This window comes from Bacillus manliponensis (assembly GCF_000712595.1).
Lineage (GTDB): Bacteria > Bacillota > Bacilli > Bacillales > Bacillaceae_G > Bacillus_A > Bacillus_A manliponensis.
Window position 1 is genome coordinate 80,531 of record NZ_JOTN01000010.1, and the last position, 25,918, is coordinate 106,448.

General features: G+C 36.9%; 26 protein-coding genes and 3 other annotated features. Of the genes, 19 read left to right on the forward strand and 7 right to left on the reverse strand.

The genetic code is table 11. The annotated features are described in order from the left end of the window. The first annotated feature begins 62 nt into the window (after window positions 1-62). The 9 genes from speD (at window position 63) to rplT (ending at window position 8,539) form a co-directional block, all read left to right on the forward strand. Window positions 63-446, forward strand: coding sequence for an adenosylmethionine decarboxylase (gene speD, locus BAMA_RS13130; RefSeq protein ID WP_200874688.1), 384 nt, complete (start codon window positions 63-65; stop codon window positions 444-446). Between the two features lie 280 nt (window positions 447-726). Next, entirely contained in the window at window positions 727-1,188 is a 462-nt protein-coding gene (nrdR, locus tag BAMA_RS13135; protein WP_034639757.1) for a transcriptional regulator NrdR, read from the forward strand. A gap of 178 nt (window positions 1,189-1,366) precedes the next feature. Then, entirely contained in the window at window positions 1,367-2,761 is a 1,395-nt protein-coding gene (locus tag BAMA_RS13140) for a replication initiation and membrane attachment family protein (protein ID WP_034639760.1), read from the forward strand. A gap of 32 nt (window positions 2,762-2,793) precedes the next feature. Further along, window positions 2,794-3,729 carry a primosomal protein DnaI gene (gene dnaI / locus BAMA_RS13145; protein WP_034639762.1) on the forward strand — a complete coding sequence of 312 codons (936 nt, stop codon included), beginning with the start codon at window positions 2,794-2,796 and terminating at the stop codon, window positions 3,727-3,729. Between the two features lie 190 nt (window positions 3,730-3,919). After that, window positions 3,920-4,801 (forward strand): putative sporulation protein YtxC, encoded by an 882-nt coding sequence (gene ytxC / locus BAMA_RS13150; protein WP_034639765.1) that lies wholly within the window; start codon window positions 3,920-3,922, stop codon window positions 4,799-4,801. Window positions 4,802-4,833: 32 nt separating this feature from the next. Next, window positions 4,834-5,062 (forward strand) — a binding site (T-box leader). A 52-nt stretch (window positions 5,063-5,114) separates the two neighbouring features. Beyond that, entirely contained in the window at window positions 5,115-7,046 is a 1,932-nt protein-coding gene (thrS, locus tag BAMA_RS13155) for a threonine--tRNA ligase (protein WP_034639767.1), read from the forward strand. Window positions 7,047-7,233: 187 nt separating this feature from the next. Continuing rightward, window positions 7,234-7,355: a sequence feature (ribosomal protein L20 leader region), on the forward strand. Between the two features lie 63 nt (window positions 7,356-7,418). After that, a complete protein-coding gene (gene infC, locus BAMA_RS13160; RefSeq protein ID WP_200874685.1) occupies window positions 7,419-7,922 on the forward strand; it encodes a translation initiation factor IF-3 in 504 nt (167 codons plus the stop codon). Window positions 7,923-7,943: 21 nt separating this feature from the next. Further along, on the forward strand, window positions 7,944-8,144 hold the full coding sequence (rpmI, locus tag BAMA_RS13165) for a 50S ribosomal protein L35 (RefSeq protein WP_001125945.1): 201 nt from the start codon (window positions 7,944-7,946) through the stop codon (window positions 8,142-8,144). A gap of 38 nt (window positions 8,145-8,182) precedes the next feature. Further along, entirely contained in the window at window positions 8,183-8,539 is a 357-nt protein-coding gene (gene rplT / locus BAMA_RS13170) for a 50S ribosomal protein L20 (RefSeq protein WP_034639773.1), read from the forward strand. Window positions 8,540-8,762: 223 nt separating this feature from the next. On the opposite strand, the gene BAMA_RS13175 is transcribed toward rplT, so the two are convergent. The 3 genes from BAMA_RS13175 to BAMA_RS24920 all read right to left on the reverse strand — a co-directional run bounded on the left by BAMA_RS13175 (window position 8,763) and on the right by BAMA_RS24920 (window position 10,112). Further along, a complete protein-coding gene (locus tag BAMA_RS13175; protein WP_034639775.1) occupies window positions 8,763-9,380 on the reverse strand; it encodes a TetR/AcrR family transcriptional regulator in 618 nt (205 codons plus the stop codon). A gap of 12 nt (window positions 9,381-9,392) precedes the next feature. Continuing rightward, window positions 9,393-9,833 (reverse strand): hypothetical protein, encoded by a 441-nt coding sequence (locus tag BAMA_RS13180; RefSeq protein ID WP_034639777.1) that lies wholly within the window; start codon window positions 9,831-9,833, stop codon window positions 9,393-9,395. A 117-nt stretch (window positions 9,834-9,950) separates the two neighbouring features. Further along, window positions 9,951-10,112, reverse strand: coding sequence for a hypothetical protein (locus BAMA_RS24920; RefSeq protein WP_200874686.1), 162 nt, complete (start codon window positions 10,110-10,112; stop codon window positions 9,951-9,953). Between the two features lie 250 nt (window positions 10,113-10,362). Between BAMA_RS24920 and adhP the strand changes: the two genes are divergently transcribed. From adhP to BAMA_RS24055, 4 genes are all read left to right on the forward strand, one after another. Further along, window positions 10,363-11,379, forward strand: a complete 1,017-nt coding sequence (adhP, locus tag BAMA_RS13185) for an alcohol dehydrogenase AdhP (protein WP_034639779.1) — start codon at window positions 10,363-10,365, stop codon at window positions 11,377-11,379. A 236-nt stretch (window positions 11,380-11,615) separates the two neighbouring features. After that, the gene (locus tag BAMA_RS13190) at window positions 11,616-12,107 is read left to right on the forward strand and encodes a dUTP diphosphatase (RefSeq protein WP_034639781.1); all 492 of its coding nucleotides are present in this window, start codon (window positions 11,616-11,618) and stop codon (window positions 12,105-12,107) included. 65 nt (window positions 12,108-12,172) lie between these two features. Beyond that, the gene (locus BAMA_RS13195) at window positions 12,173-13,258 is read left to right on the forward strand and encodes a M42 family metallopeptidase (protein ID WP_034639783.1); all 1,086 of its coding nucleotides are present in this window, start codon (window positions 12,173-12,175) and stop codon (window positions 13,256-13,258) included. A 347-nt stretch (window positions 13,259-13,605) separates the two neighbouring features. After that, complete coding sequence (locus tag BAMA_RS24055) at window positions 13,606-16,281, forward strand: leucine-rich repeat domain-containing protein (protein ID WP_084157991.1); 2,676 nt, start codon at window positions 13,606-13,608, stop codon at window positions 16,279-16,281. A gap of 140 nt (window positions 16,282-16,421) precedes the next feature. Here BAMA_RS24055 and BAMA_RS13205 read toward each other — a convergent pair whose 3' ends face one another. Then, complete coding sequence (locus tag BAMA_RS13205) at window positions 16,422-16,784, reverse strand: hypothetical protein (protein WP_051758946.1); 363 nt, start codon at window positions 16,782-16,784, stop codon at window positions 16,422-16,424. Window positions 16,785-16,928: 144 nt separating this feature from the next. Between BAMA_RS13205 and BAMA_RS13210 the strand changes: the two genes are divergently transcribed. The 3 genes from BAMA_RS13210 to BAMA_RS13220 are packed head-to-tail and all read left to right on the forward strand — an operon-like array spanning window position 16,929 to window position 19,440. Next, complete coding sequence (locus BAMA_RS13210; protein WP_034639785.1) at window positions 16,929-17,462, forward strand: sigma-70 family RNA polymerase sigma factor; 534 nt, start codon at window positions 16,929-16,931, stop codon at window positions 17,460-17,462. A 21-nt stretch (window positions 17,463-17,483) separates the two neighbouring features. After that, complete coding sequence (locus BAMA_RS13215; protein ID WP_034639787.1) at window positions 17,484-18,500, forward strand: DUF4179 domain-containing protein; 1,017 nt, start codon at window positions 17,484-17,486, stop codon at window positions 18,498-18,500. 13 nt (window positions 18,501-18,513) lie between these two features. After that, window positions 18,514-19,440, forward strand: coding sequence for a tetratricopeptide repeat protein (locus BAMA_RS13220; RefSeq protein WP_034639896.1), 927 nt, complete (start codon window positions 18,514-18,516; stop codon window positions 19,438-19,440). A gap of 14 nt (window positions 19,441-19,454) precedes the next feature. On the opposite strand, the gene BAMA_RS13225 is transcribed toward BAMA_RS13220, so the two are convergent. The 3 genes from BAMA_RS13225 to sspI form a co-directional block, all read right to left on the reverse strand. After that, window positions 19,455-20,171 carry a CPBP family intramembrane glutamic endopeptidase gene (locus BAMA_RS13225; RefSeq protein WP_034639789.1) on the reverse strand — a complete coding sequence of 239 codons (717 nt, stop codon included), beginning with the start codon at window positions 20,169-20,171 and terminating at the stop codon, window positions 19,455-19,457. Between the two features lie 55 nt (window positions 20,172-20,226). Continuing rightward, window positions 20,227-20,928, reverse strand: coding sequence for a CPBP family intramembrane glutamic endopeptidase (locus BAMA_RS13230; protein WP_034639791.1), 702 nt, complete (start codon window positions 20,926-20,928; stop codon window positions 20,227-20,229). Window positions 20,929-21,051: 123 nt separating this feature from the next. Beyond that, window positions 21,052-21,261 carry a small acid-soluble spore protein SspI gene (gene sspI / locus BAMA_RS13235; RefSeq protein ID WP_034639897.1) on the reverse strand — a complete coding sequence of 70 codons (210 nt, stop codon included), beginning with the start codon at window positions 21,259-21,261 and terminating at the stop codon, window positions 21,052-21,054. Between the two features lie 79 nt (window positions 21,262-21,340). Between sspI and BAMA_RS13240 the strand changes: the two genes are divergently transcribed. The 3 genes from BAMA_RS13240 to pheT all read left to right on the forward strand — a co-directional run bounded on the left by BAMA_RS13240 (window position 21,341) and on the right by pheT (window position 25,916). Then, complete coding sequence (locus BAMA_RS13240; RefSeq protein ID WP_034639793.1) at window positions 21,341-22,138, forward strand: TrmH family RNA methyltransferase; 798 nt, start codon at window positions 21,341-21,343, stop codon at window positions 22,136-22,138. 31 nt (window positions 22,139-22,169) lie between these two features. Then, window positions 22,170-22,398, forward strand: a binding site (T-box leader). A gap of 44 nt (window positions 22,399-22,442) precedes the next feature. Then, entirely contained in the window at window positions 22,443-23,477 is a 1,035-nt protein-coding gene (pheS, locus tag BAMA_RS13245; protein WP_034639795.1) for a phenylalanine--tRNA ligase subunit alpha, read from the forward strand. A gap of 18 nt (window positions 23,478-23,495) precedes the next feature. Continuing rightward, complete coding sequence (pheT, locus tag BAMA_RS13250) at window positions 23,496-25,916, forward strand: phenylalanine--tRNA ligase subunit beta (protein ID WP_034639797.1); 2,421 nt, start codon at window positions 23,496-23,498, stop codon at window positions 25,914-25,916. Window positions 25,917-25,918 lie beyond the last annotated feature (2 nt).

Below are 25,918 nucleotides of genomic sequence, written 5' to 3' on the forward strand. Positions count from 1 at the left end.
TAGTTTTCAATTCGAACAGTTAAATTAAATTTCTTGTAAGGGGGAACTGTAGAATGGATACTATGGATACTATGGGTCGTCACGTAATCGCTGAACTTTGGGATTGCGATTTCGACAAGCTTAATGATATGCCATTTATTGAACAGTTATTCGTTGATGCAGCACTAAAATCTGGTGCAGAAGTACGTGAGGTTGCGTTCCATAAATTTGCACCTCAAGGTGTAAGTGGAGTTGTAATTATTTCAGAATCTCACTTAACAATTCACAGCTTTCCAGAGCATGGTTATGCAAGTATTGATGTTTATACTTGTGGTGACCGCATTGATCCAAATGTAGCTGCTGAATATATTGCTGAAGGTTTAGGTGCGAAAACTCGCGAGAGTATCGAACTACCACGTGGTACAGGTAGCTTCGAAATTAAGCATAGAGAAACAAAAGCTCTTTAAAAAAGAAGATAATTGATTTAAAATGTAAAGAGGTGTAGATGATGCACCTCTTTTTAATTTGGCTAAAAATTGAAAAGCTTTCTCTTTTAACTGGAAGAGAGTTTTGTGTTGTTAAAATAAAAAGAACAAGCGAGTAGAAGTCTTTTCTTACGCTGCATAGTAGCTCGAGAAACGAGCATTACATACTGTATGAAGGAAAGCGTTGCACATATAATAGGAAATAGATACTTATATAAAAATGTGATACGAAGAAACTAAAATGTAGGGGAGTGTGGCTAGAATGCGTTGTCCATCTTGTTTTCATAATGGCACAAGAGTGCTGGATTCACGTCCAGCTGATGAAAGTCGCTCAATTCGTAGAAGAAGAGAGTGCGAAAGTTGTTTAAGTCGTTTTACGACATTTGAGCGTGTGGAAGAGTCGCCTCTCATTGTTGTAAAAAAAGAAGGAATGCGAGAAGAGTTTAATAAAGAGAAGATCTTACGTGGCTTAATTAAAGCGTGTGAGAAAAGACCAGTAGCTTTAAAACAGCTAGAAGAAGTTACACAAAATGTTGAACGTGAATTGCGAAATTTAGGGATGTCTGAAGTGAATAGTGATATGATCGGTGAGATGGTAATGGAAGCATTACGCAATATCGATGATGTGGCTTATGTTCGTTTTGCATCTGTATACCGTCAATTTAAAGACTTGAATGTATTTATTGAAGAGCTGAAAGATATACTGCAGAGGGAAAGAAAATAAAAGAGCTATAAGCGTAAGCTATTAGCTCTTTTTTTCACTCATTCTATATTATATTACTTTATGTGGGCTACACTACACCCCGAGCTTAAAACTTGAGGGAAGCGAAGAAGTTTAGATGGGAGATGAAGCCCCCACTAAATGAAGGTTCACTTTATAAAGGAAGAAAGGAATTGCTACGATGGAAAGACAGTCATGGATGGAGTTATTACCGATTGACCGGTACAAAGTAAGTACAAATGGTTTGCTGCATAACTATGACCGTAAAGTGTTAACGATGTTATATCAACCGTTAATCGGCAGCAAAGCCTTTAGTTTATATATGACTCTTTGGGGAGAGTTAGAGCAAGAGCGTTTATTTGGGAAAGAGAATACGCATCATTCATTAATGGTAACGATGCATATGCAGCTTCCTGAAATTTATGAAGAGCGTGTGAAGTTAGAAGCAATTGGGTTGTTGCAAGTATATATAAAGAAAGAAAAAGACATTCGTATGTTTGTGTATGAATTGCAACCGCCACTTTCGCCAAAGCAGTTTTTTGATGATATTGTACTCAGTATCTTTTTATATAACCGCCTAAGTCGTACAAAATATAATCAAGTAAAGCAGTATTTTTTAGAAGAAGGATTTGATATGTCTTCATATGAAAAGATTACGCGTTCTTTCAATGATGTATTTGGCTCGTTTAATCATGGGCAAGTCGAACAGGCGAAAGATGATTTACGTTTGCCAGAAGATATGGTGATGCCAAGTAAGGAAGCAGGAAGTGCTCCAAAGCTATGGAATGAATTCTTTAATTTCTCTTTATTTGTCGAAGGGTTATCGGCACTTGTACCACGAAAAGCAATTACAGAGCCAGTGCGCGAGTGTATTGTAACGCTTGCTTATGTATATGGAATAGATGAAATAGCGATGCAAAATATTGTTCTTGGTACAATTACAGATCAACATACGATTGATATTGAAAGGTTAAGAAAAGGAGCGCGAGATTGGTATCAGTTTGAAAATGGACAAGCGCTACCAGTTTTTCATGAACGGAAACAGCCGCTTCAAGCAAGAACAATGAATGAAAAAGAACCAACAACGCAAGAAGAAGTGCTTATTAAGCAGCTTGAAGAAATTTCACCAAAGCAGCTTTTAAAAGAAATTTCAGGCGGGGCAGAACCGACGAAAGCAGACTTACAAATTGTTGAAGATGTAATGATAAAGCAAAAATTAGCACCAGGAGTTGTGAACGTACTAATTTATTATGTTATGCTGCGTTCTGATATGAAACTTTCCAAGTCGTATGTTGAGAAAATTGCGGGGCATTGGGCACGAAAAAAAGTGAATACTGTTCCAGAGGCGATGGCACTTGCGAAAGCAGAAAATCGTCAATATCAAGAGTGGGCAGAGACGAAGAAAAAAGGAAGAACGGCGAAAAAGACTGTGCGAAAAGAGATGGTACCAGATTGGTTGAAAGAGCAGGAAAAGAAAGAAGAGAAACAGGAAGAAGTAATAACCGAAAATGAGAGTGCGTTAGAAGATGAAAGAAAACGATTAGAAGAAGAGTTGAAAAAGTATAAACGGAATTAATGATGGAGAAAGAAATCCTCCGAGGTGAGAGAATGGAACCTATTCAAAATGCATTTGCAAATTTAATGAACAAGGAAAGTTTTAAGAAACGATATGAAGGCTTACGACAAGAAGTAATGGCGCATCCGCGTGTTCAAGCTTTTTTAGAAGAGCATAAAGGTGAAGTGACAACTTCGATGATTGATCGTAGTCTTATTAAATTGTATGAATATATTGGACAAAGTGTAGGTTGTAAAGATTGTCCAAGTTTAGAAAACTGTAAAAATATGCTTCAAGGGTACGAGCCAAAACTAATCATTCAAGGAAAAATGATTGATATTCAATATGATCGCTGTGTTCGTAAAGTAGCATATGATGAGAGAAAGAAGCATGAGAAGCTTATTCAAAGTGTGTATATGCCAAGTGATATTTTACAAGCATCGATGGACAGTTTGGATTTGTCGGATTTAGATCGGATTGAGGCAATTCGTGCAGCAAACGAATTTTTAAAAACGTATGAACAAGGAAAGAAAATGCAGGCGTTATATTTTTATGGGTCATTTGGTGTTGGAAAAACGTACTTGCTCGGTGCGATTGCAAACGAGCTTGCACAGCGAAAAATTAGTTCAATGATTGTCTACTTACCAGAGTTTTTACGAGAAATTAAAAGTTCCATTCAAAATAATACGATCAACGAAAAGATTGACGCAGTGAAACGTGTGCCGGTATTAATGCTAGATGATATTGGAGCAGAGGCCATGTCGAGTTTCGTCCGTGATGATGTCCTTGGTGCAATTTTGCAATTCCGCATGTTAGAAAATTTACCAACATTCTTTACGTCGAACTTCGATTTCAAACAGTTAGAGTATCATTTAACATATACGCAGCGTGGTGAAGAGGAAGAAATGAAAGCTGCTCGTATTATGGAACGTATTAAATATTTAGCAAAACCAATTCAAATTGGTGGGAAAAATCGTCGTCATATGTAAAAGGTAAGCGTTATGCTTACCTTTTTTATTTGAATGACTAAGAAATGAGAAATTTCATGTATGCTTGTATCATTTTTTATGCTTCCCCTTAATATATATGAAACTAGCAGGATGGATGACGTGAAGCTGTACTCAGTGAGTAATAGTGAAACGAATCAGACTTTTTCTAGGGATAAAAGGGGGGGCAAAAGTGATTGAAATCTGTTTCGAAGAAGAAAATGAAGCTGTACACGTATATAAAGCGCTGAAAAAGCGCGCTGCATATAAATATGAAGAAATTAGTGTGTATTTACATGAAAAAATGGTTGTTGTGCACATGCCGGTGTATGGGGCAAGGTATATGGAGAAAGTATTTATTCCTGTACTTGTCCAATTTATCATAAATAAAAAACAACATGAATGGTGTACATCTGTTTTGCAAGATGCGTTTTTTTATAAGGAGCGGGAAGAACAGAATCAAATTTTACATATGGCTCATTCTATTTTAAGTGAAAAGCGAAAAGGATTGAAAGGGAATCTTTCTTTTCGAGCAGCTGAGGAGCTTGTCACAGCGTCTTTTAAAGGATGGCTTTCTGACCCTTTGTCATTTTCTTTTTTGTCTTATACAAAGTTTCGTCTTCGGAAGTATCGTCAATTTTTATATCGCTTAATGGAACTTGCGATTGATGAATATAAGATGGAGCAGGAATATCAAATGTTTATTGAAGCGTTGCGCCAAAAAGTGAGTGACAGAAAACCACGCCTATCTTCTCTTCATCTTGTGTTTCATGATAGTTTCATTTTTTACAATGAAAAAGGAATTCGTTTAAAACAAGAACAACTTGTCTATTATATAGATAAAGAAGCGTTTCCGGATAAAGATATATATATTGATACGAATGTCATTGCGCCACTTTTATCTATTGCACCAGAAGTAATCCATATCTATACGAAAGAGCAAGATCATAACATGATTATTACGATTCAAAATGTATTTGAGGAACGAGTAAAGGTGCATAGGTTAGATGAGTTTGAAGCGAGTATGAAAAGTTTAAAAAATAAAAGGAACGCCCTTGATTTTCTAGGATTTTGAGCATATAATTACGTACATACATGAAAATACATTTAAATGTTACGATGAGGACATGAGTAATTTTCTACGATTCTCAGAGAGGGGAGCCTTAGGCTGTGAGCTTCCTAATACGGGTTCATTACTTACCACCTCTGAACTTCAGCAGTGAACGGAATATCTAGTAATTGCTGACGGCAACAGCCGTTATGATGAACTTGAGCAGCTAACCTGATAGTTAGCTGAAACAAGGGTGGAACCACGAATTCAACACTCGTCCCTTTTTATCGGGGATGGGTGTTTTTTATTTTGTACAAAGGAAAAGGAGTGACCAGTGATGGCAGAAGTAGTTAAAATTACGTTTCCAGACGGAGCTGTAAAAGAGTTTCCAAAAGGAACAACAACTGAAGATATTGCAGCTTCTATTAGCCCAGGCTTAAAGAAAAAAGCTGTTGCAGGAAAATTAAACGATGAGATGATTGATCTTCGTACACCAATCGAAGAAGATGGTGCAATTGCAATCGTAACATTAGATTCTGAAGATGGTTTATATATTTTACGCCATTCAACAGCTCACCTTTTAGCACAAGCGCTAAAACGTTTATATAAAGATGTAAAACTTGGAATTGGTCCTGTAATCGAAAATGGTTTCTACTATGATATCGATATGGAAGAAGCTATTACAGTAGAGGACTTCCCAAAAATTGAAAAAGAAATGCAAAAAATTGTGAATGAGAACTTAGAAATTGTTCGCCAAGAGGTTCCACGTGAGGATGCTCTTCGTCGTTATGAAGAAATCGGTGATGAGTTAAAATTAGAGCTTATTAACGATCTTCCAGAGGACTCTGTTATTTCAATTTATGAGCAAGGTGAATTCTTCGACCTTTGCCGCGGTGTTCACCTTCCATCTACAGGGAAGATTAAAGTGTTCAAATTACTAAGTGTTGCAGGTGCTTACTGGCGCGGCGACAGCAACAACAAAATGTTGCAACGTATTTATGGTACTGGATTCGTAAAGAAAGCAGAATTAGATGAGCACTTACGTCTTCTTGAAGAAGCGAAAGAGCGTGATCACCGTAAATTAGGAAAAGAATTAAAATTATTTACTAATAGTCAAAAAGTAGGACAAGGTTTACCACTTTGGTTACCAAAAGGTGCAACGATTCGTCGTATTATCGAGCGTTACATTGTTGATAAAGAAGCAAGCTTAGGATATAACCATGTATATACGCCGGTATTAGGAAGTCGAGAGCTTTATGAAACATCTGGTCACTGGGATCACTATCAAGATGGCATGTTCCCAGTGATGGAAATGGATAATGAACAATTAGTTCTTCGTCCAATGAACTGCCCGCACCACATGATGGTGTACAAGCACGATATTCATAGTTACCGTCAATTACCAATTCGTATTGCGGAACTTGGAACGATGCACCGCTACGAAATGTCTGGTGCGCTATCAGGTCTTCAGCGTGTACGCGGTATGACTTTAAATGATGCACATATTTTCGTTCGTCCAGACCAAATTAAAGAAGAGTTAAAGCGTGTTGTAAACTTAACGCTAGAAGTATATAAAGACTTCGGCTTAGAAGATTACTCATTCCGCTTATCTTACCGTGACCCAGCTGATACTGAAAAGTATTACAACGACGATAATATGTGGGAAAAAGCACAAAGCATGTTAAAGGAAGCAATGGATGAATTAGGTCTTGATTACTACGAAGCAGAAGGTGAAGCGGCATTCTACGGTCCGAAGCTTGATGTTCAAGTTCGTACTGCACTTGGAAAAGACGAAACACTTTCAACTGTACAATTAGACTTCTTACTTCCAGAGCGCTTTGAATTAACATACATCGGTGAAGATGGTAAGCATCATCGTCCTGTTGTTATTCACCGCGGTGTTGTATCAACAATGGAACGTTTCGTTGCTTTCTTAATTGAAGAGTATAAAGGTGCATTCCCAACTTGGTTAGCACCAGTTCAAGTACAAGTAATTCCAGTTTCTCCGAACGTACACTTAGACTATGCGAAGAAAGTACAAGAAGAATTACAACGTGTTGGCATCCGTGTTGAAGTGGATACACGCGAAGAGAAAATTGGTTATAAAATTCGTGAAGCACAAATGGAGAAAATTCCATACATGCTTGTTGTTGGTGACAACGAAGTTGCTGAAAACGGCGTAAACGTGCGTAAATACGGTGAACAAAAATCAGAAACAGTTGCACTAGATGCATTTGTTGACATGATTAAAGTAGAAGGAAAACGCTAATTAAAAAGCCGCGGGAAGTCCGCGGCTTTTTTTGGTGATAATAACCAACATACACTTCTTGTAAAAAACTATTGCAAGTATGCACGTTGTTTGTTACAATATTTCTTGTTGTTAGGAAAACAGAGCGTCTTCTTGACAGACACTATGTCCTATGATAAACTCATCAAGGATAACAGAATATTGATTGTAGAACAAGTAGAAGCACCCGCTTCTCACCTGATTGACGCCTTTGCAGTTGACAGGTAAATGTATTTCTTTCTTAAAGATATTACAAGTGTGGGTGTCGTACGCCCGCACTTTTTTTGTTCGGGTTCTGCGGGCTACAAACAATTTCTGATAAAACCTTGGAGGTGGCTTACTATTAGCAAGGATATGATGATCAACGAGCAAATTCGTGCTCGTGAGGTACGTTTAGTTGGTGCAAATGGCGATCAGCTTGGTATTAAGTCTCGTAACGACGCGTTAGATATGGCTGCAAATCTTAATCTTGATTTAGTATTGGTTGCTCCAAATGCGAAACCACCAGTATGCCGCATTATGGACTACGGTAAATTCCGCTTTGAGCAACAAAAGAAAGAAAAAGAGCAGCGTAAAAATCAAAAAATTATCAGCATGAAAGAAGTTCGTTTAAGTCCAACAATTGATGAACATGACTTTAACACAAAACTTCGTAATGCTATCAAGTTTTTGGAGAAAGGCGACAAGGTTAAAGCGTCAATTCGCTTTAAAGGACGTGCCATTACTCATAAAGAAATCGGTCAACGTGTCTTAGATCGTTTCGCTGAAGCTTGTGCAGAAGTTGGAACAATTGAATCTAAGCCTAAAATGGAAGGACGTAGTATGTTCTTAGTTTTAGCACCGAAAAACGATAAGTAATAGATAGAGGAGGAAATACCTATGCCTAAACAAAAAACTCATCGCGGCGCTGCAAAGCGTTTCAAAAAGACTGGATCTGGTAAACTTAAGCGTTCTCACGCTTACACAAGCCACTTATTCGCTAACAAATCTACAAAAGCTAAACGTAAATTACGTAAAGCTGGTGTAGTAAGCGCTGGTGACTTCAAACGTATCCGTCAAATGCTTGACAACTTAAAATAAGTTCGGTTCAGATATAGAACACACTAGGAGGTAATATTATGCCAAGAGTAAAAGGTGGTACAGTTACTCGTAAACGTCGTAAAAAAATGATTAAATTAGCGAAAGGTTACTACGGTTCTAAAAACACGCTATTTAAAGTTGCTAACCAACAGGTTATGAAATCTTTAATGTATGCATTCCGTGACCGTCGTCAAAAGAAACGTGACTTCCGTAAATTATGGATCACACGTATCAACGCTGCTGCTCGTATGAACGGTCTTTCTTACAGCCGTTTAATGCACGGTTTAAAAGAAGCTGGTATCGAAGTAAACCGCAAAATGCTAGCTGACTTAGCTGTTCACGATGCAAAAGCTTTCGCTGAATTAGCAACAGTTGCAAAAAACAACTTAAAATAATTGATTAAAAACCTCGGGAGATTTTCTTCTGAGGTTTTTTTGTTTTAAGTATGTGAAATTTCAGTTACTGAGTGGAATCGCCGATAAACTTGGAAAAATCGCCGAAAGAGTGCGCAAAATAGCTGATAAATCCGGAAAACAGCCGATAAAGTGTATAAAACAGCCGATAACCATAGAAGAATAGCCGATAAAGTATTTACACAAAAAAGCATGACGTTATTCGTCATGCTTTCACTGTGCGATCAATAATTGTAACAAGTTCATTGCTATATGTTTCAAGGTCTACTTCTTGTACAATTGCTGTATTTAGCATATATTCGCCAATTGCTCCTTGAATCATGTTTGCCATAACACTTACATGGAATGTGCCAAATTCTCCGTTTTCTTGACCGGTGCGTAGTATATTCTTCAGTTCACTTATTAGCGGCTCTTCTTCCTCATCACCTAATTTATAGTACGGTACGTTTTCTGGTGTGCGCGCGTTAAATACAATTTCGACAAGCGCTGTGTTTCGCATTGGGTGAGTACTTTGATATGCTAGGCTTGCTGTAATAAACGCATGTAATTGTTCACGAGCAGTTGTTTGCTGAGCAGTTTTTTCTAAAATATAAGAAGTTGAATTCTCAACAAGGTGCATTAATAAGTGGTTCATTAAATCGTTCTTATCTGCAAAATGATAAGAGATTAGTGCTGTACTAATGCCTGCTCGTTTTGCGATTTGGGCAAGGCTTGCTTTTACATATCCAATTTCATCAAGTGTTTGAATCGCGGCCTCAATAATTTGTTGACGTCTTGCTTCGGCGATAAACGATTGTTTACCGTCTGTCTTTTTTTCATTCATCAATATATCCCCTTAACTCTGTTTTTGTTTTCTTATAAACTTATCTACAAGATTAAGTGAAATGAAAATGATTACAATTGTAAGAATCGCTTTATCTAATGGGCTTTCATATAGGCGCTCAAAGAATAGAGTTGCCTTCTCTGTATCAAAATTTAGTATAACTTTTACGATTAGTAAAAGTAAATTTGCAAACAAGGTAAATTGGGCCATAATGAAGCTGCCTTTAAACATCGCCCATCCACCAGATTTATTAAAGAAAAGAACAATCGCTGCGATCAAAAATGAAATACCAACTCCACCCATTAAAATGAGCGTTGTCCAATTGTACCAAGGAATTTCAATTCCGTTTTGAACTCTCTCACTATATCTAAACCAAGTATACCAGATTGCGGCGCCTCCAAGCACGATGCTCATAAGAGAAAGTAGCCAAGTTGGTGTTGCTTTATTGTTCATATATGTTCCCCCTGAAAATTGATTGAACAAACAATTATTTATTTGATTGATTAATCAAAATATAACATAGAACGATTTAACCGTCAATATAAAAAGCGAACCAATTCGGTTCGCTTTTTATAATTTGTAAAAGTCTTCTTCTCTTAAAATTTCTTTTTTAATTGCTTCTTTTTTGTTTTCAATAGCAGGCAGCTTTTTGAAAGTTAGCAGCGAAACTCCGCGTAGCAATGCATAATACAATTCAAGTGTATTTTGATTAGAAGAAATAATATGTTCCATATGTAAACTCCTTTTACATGTATGTTTCCAATTTAGTTTACAATGTTTCACTAATTTGTGAAAGAAATAACAACCTTTCGACACAACTAACCCTATTATTGTAGTGTTTCTTCCCTTAATATGAAGTTGAAAAGAGAAGGTTTCGTAGATTAAAAATTGAAAAAAATTATAATATGGTAGATTTAGTATTTTTTCTGTACTAATATAATTATGAAAACCTTTTCAAAAAGCGAGTGAAGGAGGAGTTCATTTGAAAGCAGCTGTTGTAAGCCAATTTAAAGAGCGTTTAGAGGTAAAGGATGTTCCAAAACCAAAGGCAGGGCCAAATGAAGTGCTTGTACATATTCAGGCGTGCGGTGTTTGCCATACAGATTTGCATGCGGCGCATGGTGACTGGCCGGTAAAGCCAAAGCTTCCGCTCATTCCAGGGCATGAAGGAGTTGGGATAGTTGAATCTGTTGGAGAAGGTGTGAAGCATTTAAAAATTGGTGATCGCGTGGGGATTCCGTGGTTATACTCAGCGTGCGGCCATTGTGAATACTGTTTATCAGGACGTGAAACACTTTGCTTAGACCAACAAAATGCTGGATATTCTGTTGATGGTGGTTATGCGGAATATTGCATTGCGGCAGCAGATTATGTTGTAAAGGTTCCAGAAAACTTAAATTTCGTAGAGGCAGCTCCGCTATTTTGCGCTGGTGTAACAACTTACAAAGCGTTAAAAGTATCAGAAGCAAAACCTGGGGAATGGGTAGCAATCTTTGGTATTGGTGGACTTGGACATTTAGCTTTGCAATATGCAAAGACAATGGGATTAAACGTTGTAGCAGTTGATACAGTTGATGAAAAGCTTGAACTCGCAAAAGAACTTGGTGCAGATTATGTTGTGAACCCTCTAAAAGAAGATGCTGCACTTTGGATTCATGAAAAGGTAGGCGGCGTACATGCTTCTATCTGTACGGCCGTATCAAAACCGGCATTTGATGCAGCGTATCGTGCAGTGCGCCGCGGTGGGTCTTGTGTAGCGGTTGGTTTACCGCCAGAAATGATGGAAGTACCAATTTTTGATACAGTATTAAATGCAGTTAAAATTGTTGGTTCCATTGTTGGTACACGTAAAGATTTGACAGAGGCGTTGCAATTTGCGGCAAAAGGAAAAGTAAAAGCAATGATTGAAACACGTCACCTCCATGAAATTAATGATGTGTTTACAGAAATGGAAGAAGGAAAAATTAACGGACGTGTCGTACTAGATATGACAAAATAAGCATAAAACATAAAATAAAATGAAATAATAAACATACAAAGTCGGAGGGAAAGACCTCTGACTTTTTTCTTTCACATATGATGCTCATGGTTATGCATGTAAAGGTGTCTTTTCTAGCGGAAGGGACACTGCTATAATGTAAGAATAAAACTTTTCATATTGTTATGATTTAACATTTACCATGAGGTGGAAGCAACGTTGTATATAATATGCAATGTTGAAGGAGGAATAGATACATGGATTTATTACAACTGTTTAAATTACAAAAAGAATTAGATGACCGTATCATACAAGAACATGGGGTACAGCCAAAAAAATTATTAAAAGAAAAAATGTTAGCTCTTCTTGTAGAAATCGGTGAACTTGCAAATGAAACACGCTGTTTTAAATATTGGAGCAATAAGCCAGCTTCAGAGCGTAGAGTTGTACTTGAAGAATATGTAGATGGCTTACACTTTATCTTATCGATTGGAATTGATCTAGGGATTGATAAAAACTTCTTATTTTATAAATGCGCACAAACAAGCAAAACAGAAGTGGAAATTTTCTTAGACACATATGCAAAAGCAATTCGCTTCAGTGAACAACCATCCATTACAAACTACATTGAACTATTTACAAGTTATCTTCGTTTAGGACAAACTCTCGAATTCGATCAAGAGGAAATTGAAAAGGCATATTTAAGCAAAAATGAAGTAAATCACGCACGCCAAACACAAGGATATTAATATTTTTTGAACATTTCAATTTGTTTATGTATAATGAATTGAATGAAGAAAAAGGAGGCACTGCAATGAAACAATTAGATGCTACATTGACAATGCTAAAAGAACTAACAGATGCACGTGGTATCCCTGGGAACGAACGTGAACCGCGTGAAGTAATGAAGAAATATATTGAACCATTTGCGAGTGAAATTTCAACAGATAACTTAGGAAGTCTAGTTGCGAAAAAAATCGGCGATGAAAACGGTCCGAAAATTATGGTAGCTGGTCATCTAGATGAAGTTGGCTTCATGATTACGCAAATTGATGATAAAGGATTCCTTCGTTTTCAAACGGTTGGTGGCTGGTGGTCACAAGTTATGCTTGCGCAGCGCGTTACGATCGTAACAAATAAAGGTGATGTAACTGGTGTTATCGGCTCGAAACCACCGCACATCTTACCTCCAGAAGCACGTAAAAAACCAGTTGATATTAAAGACATGTTTATTGATATCGGCGCTTCTAGTAGAGAAGAAGCGATGGAGTGGGGCGTACGTCCAGGAGATCAAGTTGTACCTTACTTTGAATTCCAAGTAATGAACAATGAAAAAATGTTACTTGCGAAAGCTTGGGATAACCGTATTGGTTGTGCAATCGCAATTGATGTATTAAAAGGATTAAAAGATGAAAAGCATCCAAACATCGTATATGGTGTTGGAACGGTACAAGAAGAAGTAGGTCTTCGCGGTGCGAAAACATCTGCGAACTACATTCAGCCGGACATCGCATTTGCGGTAGATGTTGGTATCGCTGGTGACACGCCGGGTATATCAGAAAAAGAAGCGCAAGGTAAAATGGGTGATGGTCCGCAAATCATTCTATATGATGCTTCTGTCGTTGGACATAAAGGTCTTCGTGACTTCGTTGTTGGCGTAGCAGATGAGCTAAACATTCCGTATCAATACGATTCTTTAGCTGGCGGTGGTACAGACGCAGGTGCAATTCACGTTTCGTTAAACGGTGTTCCGTCTATGTCGATTACAATTGCAACGCGTTACATTCACTCTCACGCAGCAATGTTACATCGCGATGATTACGAGAATGCAGTGAAATTAATTACAGAAGTAATTAAGCGTCTTGATGCAAACACTGTACATAATATTACATTTGATTGATAAGAAAAGCGAAAGGATAATTCCTTTCGCTTTTTTCATTATGTATCAAACAACTAAAATGCTGAGTGAAGTTTCACTTTATATCATGACCGTCAAGTAAGCTTCTCGTTGATCTATTGCCATATACATAATGTCATCAATAATAACTAAATCAAAGTTTAAAATTCGTTTAACTATTGTTTGTGATTTTGTGTGCAAAATATTGACTCAAATCCAGTGAGCAAGTGGGTGGTTTGATCACACAAAAATCATAAAAATAGTTTTAGAAAGTTTTATCATTGACAACGATAATGAAAATCATTATCATCTAATTGATAAACGAATTATATTATAAAGGGGATATAGCTTTGAAAAAAAATAACATTAGAGCATTATTAGTGGCTACAACATTAGTTGTTCCTTTCGCTGTTTATCCTAGCGCAGCGCAAGCAGCAGTAACAATTGAAGCAAATAAAACGGAAGCACTAGCACCAGATCGTATATATGATGCTGAGATAAAAGTATATAAAGATCAAAAAAATGAACCATCTATGGTTTCTCAATACTTAAAAGATCCTAAGTTGAAAATTGAGAATGGAAAGAAGTTTGTTATTGTAACTGTACAAGATAGCGATTATTTTCAATATCTTAGAGTAGAAGATATGGATCAACCAGGTGTATTTCATGATGTAGAAGTATTGTCAGAGGATAAGAGAAAAAATGGAACGAAAGTAGTTCAATTTGAAATAGGAGAGTTATCGAAGAAGTATAATATGCAAATGCATATTCTTATTCCAGCAATTGGATACAATAATAAATATCAAGTTCAATTTGAAATTATAAATCCTAATGCAAATGATAACGGAACTGAAAATCCAGGTGATGGTTCTAATCCAGGTGATAACGGAACTGAAAATCCAGTTGATAGTAAAAATGTGATAACAGATAAGAAATTAAGACAACTTGTTAATCAAAAAGTATTTAATAGAGAAGACTTAGATACACCAATTACGCAAGAAGAGTTACTACAAGTAAAAGAGTTATTTTTAAATACGAATGAGATTCTTGACTATAGCGCACTACAATATATGCCAAACTTAGAGTTTTTAACAATAACTCGTGCGAATATAAAAGATTTGACGTTCTTTTCGAATTTAAAACAAGTGAAAAAGTTAGCTATACGTAGCAGTGGAATTGAAGATGTAACGCCGCTTACTAAAATGGACAATTTAGAGTACCTTGATTTAAGCAGTAATAAAATTTCTAACGTTGCCCCGCTAAGTGAAATGAAAAATGTGAAAAGCTTGTTTTTATCGGGTAACCAAATTGAAGATATTACTGCGTTAAGTAAAATGGAACAGTTAGAAACTTTAAATATAGCTAATAATAAAGTTTCCAATGTTGCTCCGTTAAGTGGATTGAAAAACCTAACATATCTATCTTTATCGGGTAATCAAATTGAAGATATAACGCCATTATACACATTACCATTAACAGACTTAATAGCAACGCGTAATAAAATTAAAGACATTTCGGGAATTCATCAGTTGAATCAATTAGAAGATTTATCGTTAGGGAAAAATCAAATTGAAGATGTAACGCCGATTAGTCAAATGAGTCATCTTAAAGTATTAGAGTTAGATAATAACGAAATAAAAGATATTGCTTCGTTATCAAAACTAGCAAACTTAGAAAAAATTAATTTAGAAGCGAATTACATTTCGGATCTATCACCAATTAGTAAGTTGGAAAAATTAATATATGTAAACTTTGTAGCAAATGAAATTCGTGATGTTAGACCGGTTGTGGAATTAAGTAAGCAAGCTTATATTAATGTTCAAAATCAAAAAGTCTTTTTAGAAGAAACAGAAGTAAATAAAGAAGTGAAAATACCAATATATGAAAAGGATGGTAAAATCTCTACGAAAATTCGTTTGAAGAGTGAAGGCGGTGAATATAATAATGATGCGGTAAAATGGAGTACGCCAGGTGAGAAAGTATATGAATTTGGAGTAAAAGATCCATTTGCAGATACAGGGATTTTTTACACTGGTACAGTAATACAAAATGTTGTAGCTGAAGGAACAGAAACACCAGGCGGGGGAGACATAACGGCTCCAAGCAAACCAGAGGTACATGCTGTTACAGACAAAACAACAGAAGTAACCGGGAAAACAGAACCAAATGCAGTGGTAAGTGTTTTTGTGGATACAACAAAAATTGGATCAGCAGTTGCGGACAAAGACGGAAACTTTACCGTACAAATTCCAGCGCAAAAAGGCGAAACAGAGCTTACTGTTATCGCAGCGGACAAAGCGGGGAACAAAAGCGAGCCTGCTAAAGTAACTGTAAAGCAAAGTTATTCCGGATGGACAAAAATCGACAACAAGTGGTATTACTACAACACAGAAACACCGCAAACAAATTGGAGTTTCATCGATAACCAATGGTACTTCTTTAATAAAGAAGGCATCATGCAAACGAACTGGCAACAAATCAATGGAACATGGTACTACTTAAATGAAAATGGTGCTATGCAAACAGGATGGCAGCAAATCAATGGAATATGGTACTACTTAAATGAAAATGGTACAATGCAAACAGGATGGCAGCAAATCAATGGAACATGGTACTACTTAAACGAAAATGGTACAATGCAAACAGGATGGAAACAAATTGGTGGAATATGGTACTGCTTAAACGAAAACGGTGCTATGCAAACAGGATGGAAACAAATTGGTGGAACATGGTACTTCTTTAATGCAAGCGGTACAATGCAAACGGGATGGAAACAAATTGGTGGAACATGGTACTTCTTAAACGAAAACGGTGCTATGCAAACAGGATGGAAACAAATTGGTGGAACATGGTACTTCTTTAATACAAGCGGTACAATGCAAACGGGATGGAAACAAATTGGTGGAACATGGTACTACTTAAACAAAAACGGTGCTATGCAAACAGGGTGGCAGCAAATCAATAGTACATGGTACTATTTCTACAATGACGGACATATGGCTGCAAACACAACAATTGAAGGCTAAAAACTTGGTGCAAATGGTGCATTAATCTAATAAACTACGAGAAACCCGCCCTTTTGGGCGGGTTTTGCTTTTTACCCCGATTGTTCGGGCTAACACTCAGTGGGGGATGAAGAAAACCCCTACTGAGTGTTAGTTTCACTTTATATCCCGCTCATTGCAGCTAGTGCTGTACCAATGCCCCCAACTATGCATATGATAGCGCCTGTAATAGAAATAGGTAAAAGACGATTATATATGCCAAGGATACAAGCAACAAGACCAGTAGTAGCGAAAATGCCCCAATAAACAGGAGTTGGAATGTTTGGCAATATCTCTCCGAACCCCCAGGCAGCAAACGGTAATATGATTTGTGTACAAGAGATAATTCCAAGCATACCAATTACTAGTTTCTTATATTTTACACCTTGTATGATTAGGAAAATGCCCCCGGCGATTCCTGTTAGTGCTAGTATTGGTACAAATGATACCCATAGCATAATGGGAAGTGCTTCCATGTTTGTCAATATAACTCCTCCTTGTTGTATTCTTTAGTTTACAATAAGAGGAGTATTTTGGATATTTGAAAATGAAAATCTAAATTTTTTGATAGAAATACATAAATGGAAAACGAATTAAAAGATGAGAAGAGTTAGAGAGGAGGGGAGTATGTGAAAATCACAGATGAAAACGTTGTGAAAGAGTTGCGAAGCCGTAATGAAAAAGCGTTACACTTTATTATTGATATTTACGGTGGACTTATTACAAGTATTGTGCGAAAGCATTTGTTTTCACTAGAAGATATGCAGGAAGAATGCATCGATGATATATTGCTAGCGGTTTGGAATCATATCAAAAAGTTTGATGAAGAGAAAAATAGTTTGAAAAATTGGATTGCAGCTGTTTCAAAATATAAAGCCATTGATACGTGTAGGAAATATATGAAGCAAGCGGAGAGAGATAGCCTAAATGAAGGGGTATACGTAACAATGACGGACCATGATGTAGTAAGTCTTGAAATGGAAAGAATGCTAGATCATTTAAAGAAAGAAGATAAAGAAATTTTTATGAAGCGGTACGTAGAAGAAGAGAGTGTAGAAGAAATTGCAGAGAGTATGGGGATGAAAAGTGGAGTTATTTATAATCGGTTATCGCGAGGGCGTCAAAAACTTCGTTCATTATTTTTACATAGCCGCGCGAAATAAATGAAAAGTGAGGTGGCAAGAATGAAAGACCCATTTGAAATGTTAAATGATGTTGAGGTAGATGTGAGCGATTATGAAGAAGTGTGTTTGAGTGATGTGGAGAAGAAGAGGATGAAAAGAAGGGTTAATAAAAAGTTAACAAAAAGACGTCATACAAAACGAAATATAACGGTGCTAGCAACAGCAGCGGTAGCATTTTTCTGTATAATGACAGTGGATATGCGTAGCATGATTGCAGATATTCCGTTGATTGGTAGTAAAACGGAGGAATATGTGAATAGTAAAGAAGATTTAAAAGAGTATACAACAACAGTAGGTCAAACTGTTTATGATAATAATGTAGAAGTACGTCTGGATGAAGTGCTGCTAGATGAGGGGAAAATTATTGTAAATAGTACATTTAAATCAAGTAGTACAGACTTGAAAGAAGCATTTGCGTGGCCAGATATTTATATTAATGGACAAAGAATTAATGGAGGCGGAAGTGGTGATACGAAAAAAGTAAATGATTACACGTATACTTTCTTTTCTGCTATTGATTTGAGAGATGAAGAATTAAAGTGGATGGATGTGACGGGGGAGTTAAACATACAAGTTGTATATCGAGATATTGAGTTTTCAAATACAGAGGATTCTATAAAAGGAGACTGGGGTTTTTCGTTTACTGCATCTGGTGATAAGTTAAAAGCTGATACAAAGATTATACCAATTGGTAAAAAATTCACACTAGAGAATGGACAAAAAATTGAAGTAGAGGATTTGCGAATTTCTCCTGTATTAGTAAAATTGAATTATAAAATGTTAAATGGAAAAGAATTAGATGTAAAGTTTTTAGCGGAAGATCAAGATGGGAATGCGTTACAAGCTGTATCAGGGCTAACATTAGCGAAGGAGAGCTACTGGCGTTTTGGAAAGTTAGATGAAAGTGTGACTTCGATTACGTTTACTCCAGAGTTAACATCTGGTGAAGAAGGAAATCAGAAAACAGATTATTATAAAGTGTTAAGTGAGGAGTCATTTGAAGTTCAAGTTAATTAAAGGGGAGAAATCTTTGAATACAAATGAAAAAGCAATTGCATTATTAGAACAAAATGAATATCAAGAAGCATTTACACTGTTTAAGCAAGCAGTAGAAGAATCAAGAGATGTGCAGTCATTAACAAATCTTGCTCATATATACATGTATGAAGAAGAAGATGTGGACGAAGTGATCCATCTGTTAAAAGAAGTACTTCGTTTTCAGCCACACTCTCACTTTCCTTATAGTCTTTTAGGTGAGGGATATGTGAGAACTGGGCAATGGAGCAAGGCGAGAGAAGTTTTACGAAAGGCACTTGCGATTCAACCAACTTTGGAGGCAACTTTTAATCTTGCGACTGCGGAGTATTGTCTTGGTAATTTAGAAGAGGCAGTGAATTATTTTCTAGAGGTCTCTAATGGTCATAAGTATGCGATATATGACTATATACAATGTTTGATTGAGTTAGGGAGAAGAGAAGAAGCAAAGCGTCGGTTAGAAGATTTTTTACAAACTGCTGAAGAAATAGAAACTGTACAAGTGGCGGAATTATATACTGAACTCGGTTGTTTTCAAGAAGCGATTCTCTTTTTTGAAAAAGGGTGGAACGAGTACGGGAAAATGGAAGATTGGGTAAGTAAATATATGTATGTATTACTTCGAAACGGTCAACATACTCGTGCACATGAATTACTGCAGGAAGTGATACAAGAAGTAGAAGAAATAATGGATAGTGTGCATGAAGAGGAGTGCTGTGAAGTGTGGACAGAGAAAGATAAAGCAGAGCGTATACAAGAGTTAATAATAGAAAAAGAAGAATGGAAAAGTTTAATGGAAAGAATTTCAGCTAATTATACGCCAAAGTTAACTTTTGAAACAGACTTTTTGACAGCGTGCTATTTGTTTGGATGTAAACGACATAATAATCCGGAATATAAAATGGAAAAGGGACTCAGCTGAGTCCCTTTTTACACTTATTGTAACGTTGCAAGCATATTGTTCATCATATGAAGCAATATAGCTGGAACGATGGAATTTGTTTTTTTACATAAGATTGCCATAAGCATTCCGAGAATAAAGGTAACGACCATCACACCTACTGCGTACGTATGAGCAATTCCAAAAATGAAGCTCGATCCAAGTGCGGCAATCCAAAATGAGAAACGTGTTTGGAAGAAACGTAGAACCATACCGCGGAAAATAAGTTCTTCAAAAATCGGAACAAGTATAGCAATGTTAATAATTAATAGAAATTTATATTGTCCTAACACTTCTAAATTTAAAGCATTATCTTGCTCTGTTGTTGCTTCTGGGAATATATAAGTTAAGATAATTGAGCTTAGTATAATGTTTAAGACAAAGAAAAGAAGTAAGTATCCATATGTGCTTCCTTTCTTTAAAGCTTGAAAGTTGAAAATTGGTTGTAACAATTGTTTCAGTACTTTATGCTTATAGATAAAAACTAACAAAAGAATGATTTGTAACGTTACAGCCCCTATGCCCGCAAGTGATTCATAAAAAGCAAGTTTCTTTGCATCTGTCATACCTTCACTATAAATGGCTAGTGGAAGATAAGTAAATAAGCCCGAGATAATGCTTGTTCCGAAAAAAGCAAACAAAACAGAGCCGACAAAATTCGACCATGACATTAGGCGGTGCTGTTCTTGTATTATATTTGTTTCTGGTTGCATGTTTTATGTCCACCTATCGTTTTTAATATTTCAATTATAGAGTTGATGAAAAGGTTTAAGCAAATGTATTAATTAATATATGTAGCAAAATAGCTGGAATAATAGAGTTCGTTTTTTTACATAAGATTGCCATAAACATGCCACTGATAAAGGCACTTATCATAACTCCGACTGAATAGATATGAGCAATACCAAAAATGAAGCTTGATCCGACAGCTGCAAGCCAAAATGGGAAACGTTCTTGTAAAAAGCGTAAAATCATGCCGCGGAATATAAGTTCTTCATGAATTGGAACAAAGATGGCAGTACCTAGGAACAAAAGAATAGGGTGTTTCTCTAGTATTTCAAAATCTAAAGCGATATATTGTTCTTCTCCTGCATGAGGAAATAGTGGTGCAAGAACATATGAACATATTATCCAATCCAATGCAAAGAAAAGAAGTACATATACATACACATTTATTTGTTTCAATACTTTGAAATTCAAACTTGGCACGATTAATTTTTTTATAGGTTCACATGTATAAATGAATAAAAGTAATATAGTACATTGGGCAAAATTAAAAGCTACATCCTCGAATGAGACGTGAAGTGAAGTAGGTTCTTGCATCAGAATAAATTCTGTATAGATGTTGGATGGAATGAAAGTGAATAGTCCAGCAATAATTCCAACTCCAAAAGTCGCAAATAGTAAAGAAAAAACAAACCCCCACCAGGATATAGAATACACGTTACTATTTGTAAGTTCTTGTTGCATAAAAAGTCCCCTATCGAATTTATTAAAATTTAATATATAGATTATATGATCAAATGTGAAGGAAGTCACCTTAATTTTCACTTAACCAAAAATCACCTCAGCAATTGCCAAGGTGATTTCACTTCATTTCTTCAATCCTTGCTCTAACGTTTGTAACATCTCTTGCTTTTCGCCTTCATCAGCGTTTTTCCAAATGACTTCAAATAGTACGCCAAGGCCAGGAAGCATTTTTTCTTCGCCGCTTTGAATAGCATCGACAATTGTTTCTTGTAATTGTCCTTGTGTATTACCAGATACGTTTGCTAATACAGCACCTCGTAAGTTAAAACTCACCATACTCACCTCTTTTTGCAAATTAATGACGTTAGTTTTTGTTGTTTTTTATGTAAATATGTATGAAAAATAGGCTATAATGGGAAGACAAGAAGAGAGGGAATTACATATTATGAAAAACATTGATTCAGTAAAAAATCCACGCGTGAAACAGTGGAAGAAACTGCAAACGAAGAAAGAGCGCGATAAAGCAGGTTTATTTTTTGTAGAAGGATTTCATTTAGTTGAAGAAGCCCTAAAGGCGAAAATTGCGACAGAAATTATCGTTTCGGATCAAACAGATCTTCCAAAAGATTGGGAAGTCAATGATGTTGAACTGTATATTGTTCCAGAAGCAATTGTAAAAGTATTAGCAGAAACAGAGACAACACAAGGTGTGTTTGCTGTCTGTGAGAAACAAGAAAAAGATGTAGAGCTTACGAACGGAAAATTTCTACTGTTAGATGGCATTCAAGACCCAGGTAATTTAGGGACAATTATTCGTACAGCAGATGCTGCTGGTATTGATGCGGTTGTACTTGGTGAAGGCTCTGTTGATGCATATAATAGTAAAGTGCTTCGTTCTACACAAGGATCTATTTTCCATTTACCAGTTGTAAAAGGAAACTTAGAAGAGTGGATTGATCGTTTGCAAGAGAACAATGTTTCTGTTTACGGAACAGCACTTGAAAATGGTGTGCCTTATGGTGAGATAACGCCATCTGGAAGTTTCGCGCTAATTGTAGGAAACGAAGGGAATGGTGTGCGTAAAGAATTGCTTGCAAAATGTAATCAAAACTTATACATTCCGATTTATGGCGGAGCAGAGTCGTTAAATGTTGCCGTTGCAGCAGGGATTTTAACGTATTATTTACAAACGCCAGTTGCGAATCGTTAAAAAACTTCTTATAATGTGGAGTATATAATAATAAAAAACGTTGATAGAGAAGAGTAGCTTACATAATCGCTATGTAGGGAGAGAGTGCCATAGACTGCAAGCATTCTTATAGTAGACGTAAGTGAATTCACCTCTTGAGTTGACGCCAGGACCATATCATATGTAAAGGCGTTCCGGTTAAAAACCGTTATTCATGAATGAAGTGGACAGACTTGTTCTGTCAATTTAGGGTGGTACCGCGAATTTACCTCGTCCCTTTTTAGGGGGCGAGGTTTTTTATTTTTTAACATTAGGAGGGTTCCAAATGGAAGCACGTTTAAAAGAGCTACAGCAAGAAGCGTTAAAGCTTGTTGAAGAAGCGAAAGAGCTAAAGAGCTTAAATGATGTACGCGTTGCGTATTTAGGGAAAAAAGGCCCGATTACAGAAGTACTTCGTGGCATGGGGAAATTATCTCCAGAAGAGCGCCCACGCATGGGTGCACTTGTGAATGAGGTGCGTGAAGCAATTCAAACGCGTTTAGAAGAGAAAATTAACATGTTAGAAAAAGCAGCGATTGAAGAGCAACTAGCGGCTGAAACAATCGATGTAACATTACCAGGTCGCCCTGTAACGACAGGTTGTCACCATCCGTTAACAGCGGTTGTTGAGCAAATTGAAGATGTATTCATCGGTATGGGTTATGAAGTAGCAGAAGGTACGGAAGTAGAGAAAGACTACTACAACTTTGAAGCATTAAACTTACCGAAAGATCACCCAGCTCGTGATATGCAAGATTCTTTCTACATTACAGAAGAAACATTGCTTCGTACGCATACATCATCTGTGCAAGCGCGCATGATGGAAAAGAATACAGCGAAAGGTCCAATTAAAATCATTTGCCCAGGTAAAGTATACCGCCGCGATGATGACGATGCGACGCACTCTCACCAATTCATGCAAATTGAAGGTTTAGTAATCGATAAAAACATTCGTATGAGTGACTTAAAAGGTACATTACAAGTATTTGTGAAGAAGATGTTCGGTGAAGATCGTGAAATTCGCCTTCGTCCAAGTTTCTTCCCATTCACAGAGCCATCTGTTGAAATGGACATTTCTTGTATGATGTGTCACGGAAAAGGTTGCGGCACTTGTAAGAAAACAGGTTGGATTGAAATTTTAGGTGCGGGTATGGTTCATCCAAACGTACTTGAAATGGCTGGTTATGACTCAAAAGAATATCAAGGCTTCGCATTCGGTATGGGTGCAGAGCGTATTGCAATGTTAAAGTACGGCATTGATGACATTCGTCATTTCTATACAAACGATGTACGTTTCTTACAACAATTTAAACGAGCGTAAGGAAAGGAGAGGAAAAAAATGTTCGTATCATATCGTTGGTTACAAGAGTATGTAGATTTAAACGGTGTAACAGCACAAGAATTAGCAGATAAAATTACGAAAAGCGGTATTGAAGTTGAAGGTGTAGAAGTATTAAACAAAGGTGTAAAGGGTGTCGTTGTTGGTCACGTATTAGAGTGTGAAAAACATCCGGAAGCTGATAAATTAAGCAAATGCTTAATCGATATCGGTGAAGAAGAGCCAGTTCAAATTATTTGTGGTGCTTCTAATATCGCAAAAGGCTTAAAAGTACCAGTTGCAAAAGTTGGTGCTGTTCTTCCTGGTAACTTCAAAATTAAAAAGGCGAAGCTGCGCGGCGAAGCTTCTCACGGTATGGTTTGTGCCCTTGATGAGCTTGGTATTGACAGCAGGTTAGTGGCAAAAGATTATGCAGAAGGAATTTTCATTTTCCCAAGTGATGCAGAAGTTGGTGCAGATGCGCTTGAGCTTTTAAATTTACATGATGAAGTTCTTGAGCTTGGCTTAACACCAAACCGTGCGGACTGCTTAAATATGTTAGGTGTGGCATACGAAGTAGCAGCTATTTATGGCCGTGAAGTAAAACTGCCAGCTATTAATTTACAAGAAAGCACAGAGAAAACATCAAACTATATTTCTGTAAATGTAGAAGCAAAAGAAGAAAACCCATTATATATCGCAAAAATGGTGAAAAACGTAAAGGTTGGTCCATCACCAATTTGGATGCAAACACGCCTTATGGCAGCTGGAATTCGTCCAATTAGTAACGTAGTTGATATTACAAACTACATTTTAATTGAGTATGGTCAGCCGTTACATGCGTTTGATTACGATAAATTAGGCTCAAAAGAAATCGTTGTACGTCTTGCGAAAGAAGGCGAAAAGATTACAACGTTAGATGATCAAGAACGTACGCTTAAAGCGCACCACCTTGTTATTACAAACGGCACGAAAGCATTAGCGGTTGCTGGTGTAATGGGTGGAGCAGATTCTGAAGTAGATAACGATACAGTGAACGTATTAATTGAGTCTGCATATTTTGCAGGTCAAACAGTACGCCGCACATCGAAAGATTTAGGTCTTCGCAGTGAATCTAGTGCTCGTTTTGAAAAAGGAATCGACCCAACGCGTACATTTGAAGCGATTCAACATGCTGCCGCATTAATGGCGAAATATGCTGGTGGCGAAGCATTAGAAGGTGTTGTAGAAGCAGATAACTTAAAGCGTGAAGAGCGTACAGTATCTGTAACAGTTGAGAAAATCAACCGTGTATTAGGTACAAATATTTCAGCAAATGAAGTAGGAAAAATCTTCACAAACTTAAAGTTCCCATTCTCAGAAGTAGAAGGAACATTCCATGTAAACGTACCAGCACGTCGCCCTGATATTACAATTTCAGAAGACTTAGTGGAAGAAGTAGGCCGTCTATACGGATATGACCACATCCCAGTAACACTTCCAGAAGGCACAATGACACGCGGTATGTTAAATACGGTACAAACAAAACGTCGTAAAGTACGTCGTTACTTAGAAGGTGCTGGTTTATATGAAGCGATTACGTATTCATTAACAAGTGCTGAAAAAGCAAAGCAATATATGGTAACGCCAAACGAAAAGGCTCCTGTAAACCTTGCGCTTCCAATGAGTGAGGAACGCAGTCAATTACGTTTAAGCTTAGTGCCACAATTACTAGAAGCGGTTTCTTACAATAACGCTCGTAAAAATGACAACGTTGCGTTATACGAAGTAGGTTCCATCTTCGCGCCAACTGTAGAAGGAGAACTTCCGAAAGAGCGTCAACATCTTGCTGGTGTTATGACAGGCCTTGCTTTAAATCATCAATGGCAAGGAGAAAAGAAGGTTGTTGATTTCTTTGTAGTAAAAGGCATTTTAGAAGGTCTATTTGACGTATTAGGTGTTGCAAGTAACGTAACGTATGCACAAACGAAACGCGATGGCATGCATCCAGGACGTACAGCTGATATTTTACTTGATGGTGAAGTAATTGGTTACATCGGTCAATTACACCCAGAAGCACAAAAACAATTAGACTTGAAAGAGACGTACGTATTTGAATTATCTCTTGCGAAGCTATTTGCAGCAGATGCAGAAGAAACGTACTATACAACAATCCCACGTTTCCCATCAATGACACGTGACATCGCTGTTGTTGTAAATAAAGATGTAAAAGCTGGTGAAATGAAGCGCACAATTGCTGAGGCAGGTGGAGAGCTTCTAAAAGACGTAACGTTATTCGACTTATACGAAGGTGAAAAAATGGAAGAAGACAAAAAATCACTTGCATTCTCTATGAACTACTTCGATCCAGAGCGTACATTAACAGATGAAGAGGTAACAGAAGCACATAGCCGTGTATTAGCAGCGGTAGAAGAAACATTTGGTGCAGAGTTACGTAAATAATA

Bases quoted from the DNA above. Each gene is read 5' to 3' on its own strand.
- BAMA_RS13190 (WP_034639781.1), top strand. From the start codon at position 11,616: ATGGATTTATTACAACTGTTTAAATTACAAAAAGAATTAGATGACCGT.
- rpmI (WP_001125945.1), top strand. From the start codon at position 7,944: ATGCCTAAACAAAAAACTCATCGCGGCGCTGCAAAGCGTTTCAAAAAG.
- BAMA_RS13225 (WP_034639789.1), bottom strand. From the start codon at position 20,171: ATGCAACCAGAAACAAATATAATACAAGAACAGCACCGCCTAATGTCA.
- dnaI (WP_034639762.1), top strand. From the start codon at position 2,794: ATGGAACCTATTCAAAATGCATTTGCAAATTTAATGAACAAGGAAAGT.
- BAMA_RS13175 (WP_034639775.1), bottom strand. From the start codon at position 9,380: ATGAATGAAAAAAAGACAGACGGTAAACAATCGTTTATCGCCGAAGCA.
- pheS (WP_034639795.1), top strand. From the start codon at position 22,443: ATGGAAGCACGTTTAAAAGAGCTACAGCAAGAAGCGTTAAAGCTTGTT.
- BAMA_RS13180 (WP_034639777.1), bottom strand. From the start codon at position 9,833: ATGAACAATAAAGCAACACCAACTTGGCTACTTTCTCTTATGAGCATC.
- BAMA_RS13140 (WP_034639760.1), top strand. From the start codon at position 1,367: ATGGAAAGACAGTCATGGATGGAGTTATTACCGATTGACCGGTACAAA.
- rplT (WP_034639773.1), top strand. From the start codon at position 8,183: ATGCCAAGAGTAAAAGGTGGTACAGTTACTCGTAAACGTCGTAAAAAA.
- pheT (WP_034639797.1), top strand. From the start codon at position 23,496: ATGTTCGTATCATATCGTTGGTTACAAGAGTATGTAGATTTAAACGGT.
- BAMA_RS24920 (WP_200874686.1), bottom strand. From the start codon at position 10,112: ATGGAACATATTATTTCTTCTAATCAAAATACACTTGAATTGTATTAT.
- nrdR (WP_034639757.1), top strand. From the start codon at position 727: ATGCGTTGTCCATCTTGTTTTCATAATGGCACAAGAGTGCTGGATTCA.
- BAMA_RS13240 (WP_034639793.1), top strand. From the start codon at position 21,341: ATGGGAAGACAAGAAGAGAGGGAATTACATATTATGAAAAACATTGAT.
- BAMA_RS13195 (WP_034639783.1), top strand. From the start codon at position 12,173: ATGAAACAATTAGATGCTACATTGACAATGCTAAAAGAACTAACAGAT.
- speD (WP_200874688.1), top strand. From the start codon at position 63: ATGGATACTATGGGTCGTCACGTAATCGCTGAACTTTGGGATTGCGAT.
- BAMA_RS13215 (WP_034639787.1), top strand. From the start codon at position 17,484: ATGAAAGACCCATTTGAAATGTTAAATGATGTTGAGGTAGATGTGAGC.
- thrS (WP_034639767.1), top strand. From the start codon at position 5,115: ATGGCAGAAGTAGTTAAAATTACGTTTCCAGACGGAGCTGTAAAAGAG.
- BAMA_RS13230 (WP_034639791.1), bottom strand. From the start codon at position 20,928: ATGCAACAAGAACTTACAAATAGTAACGTGTATTCTATATCCTGGTGG.
- infC (WP_200874685.1), top strand. From the start codon at position 7,419: ATGATGATCAACGAGCAAATTCGTGCTCGTGAGGTACGTTTAGTTGGT.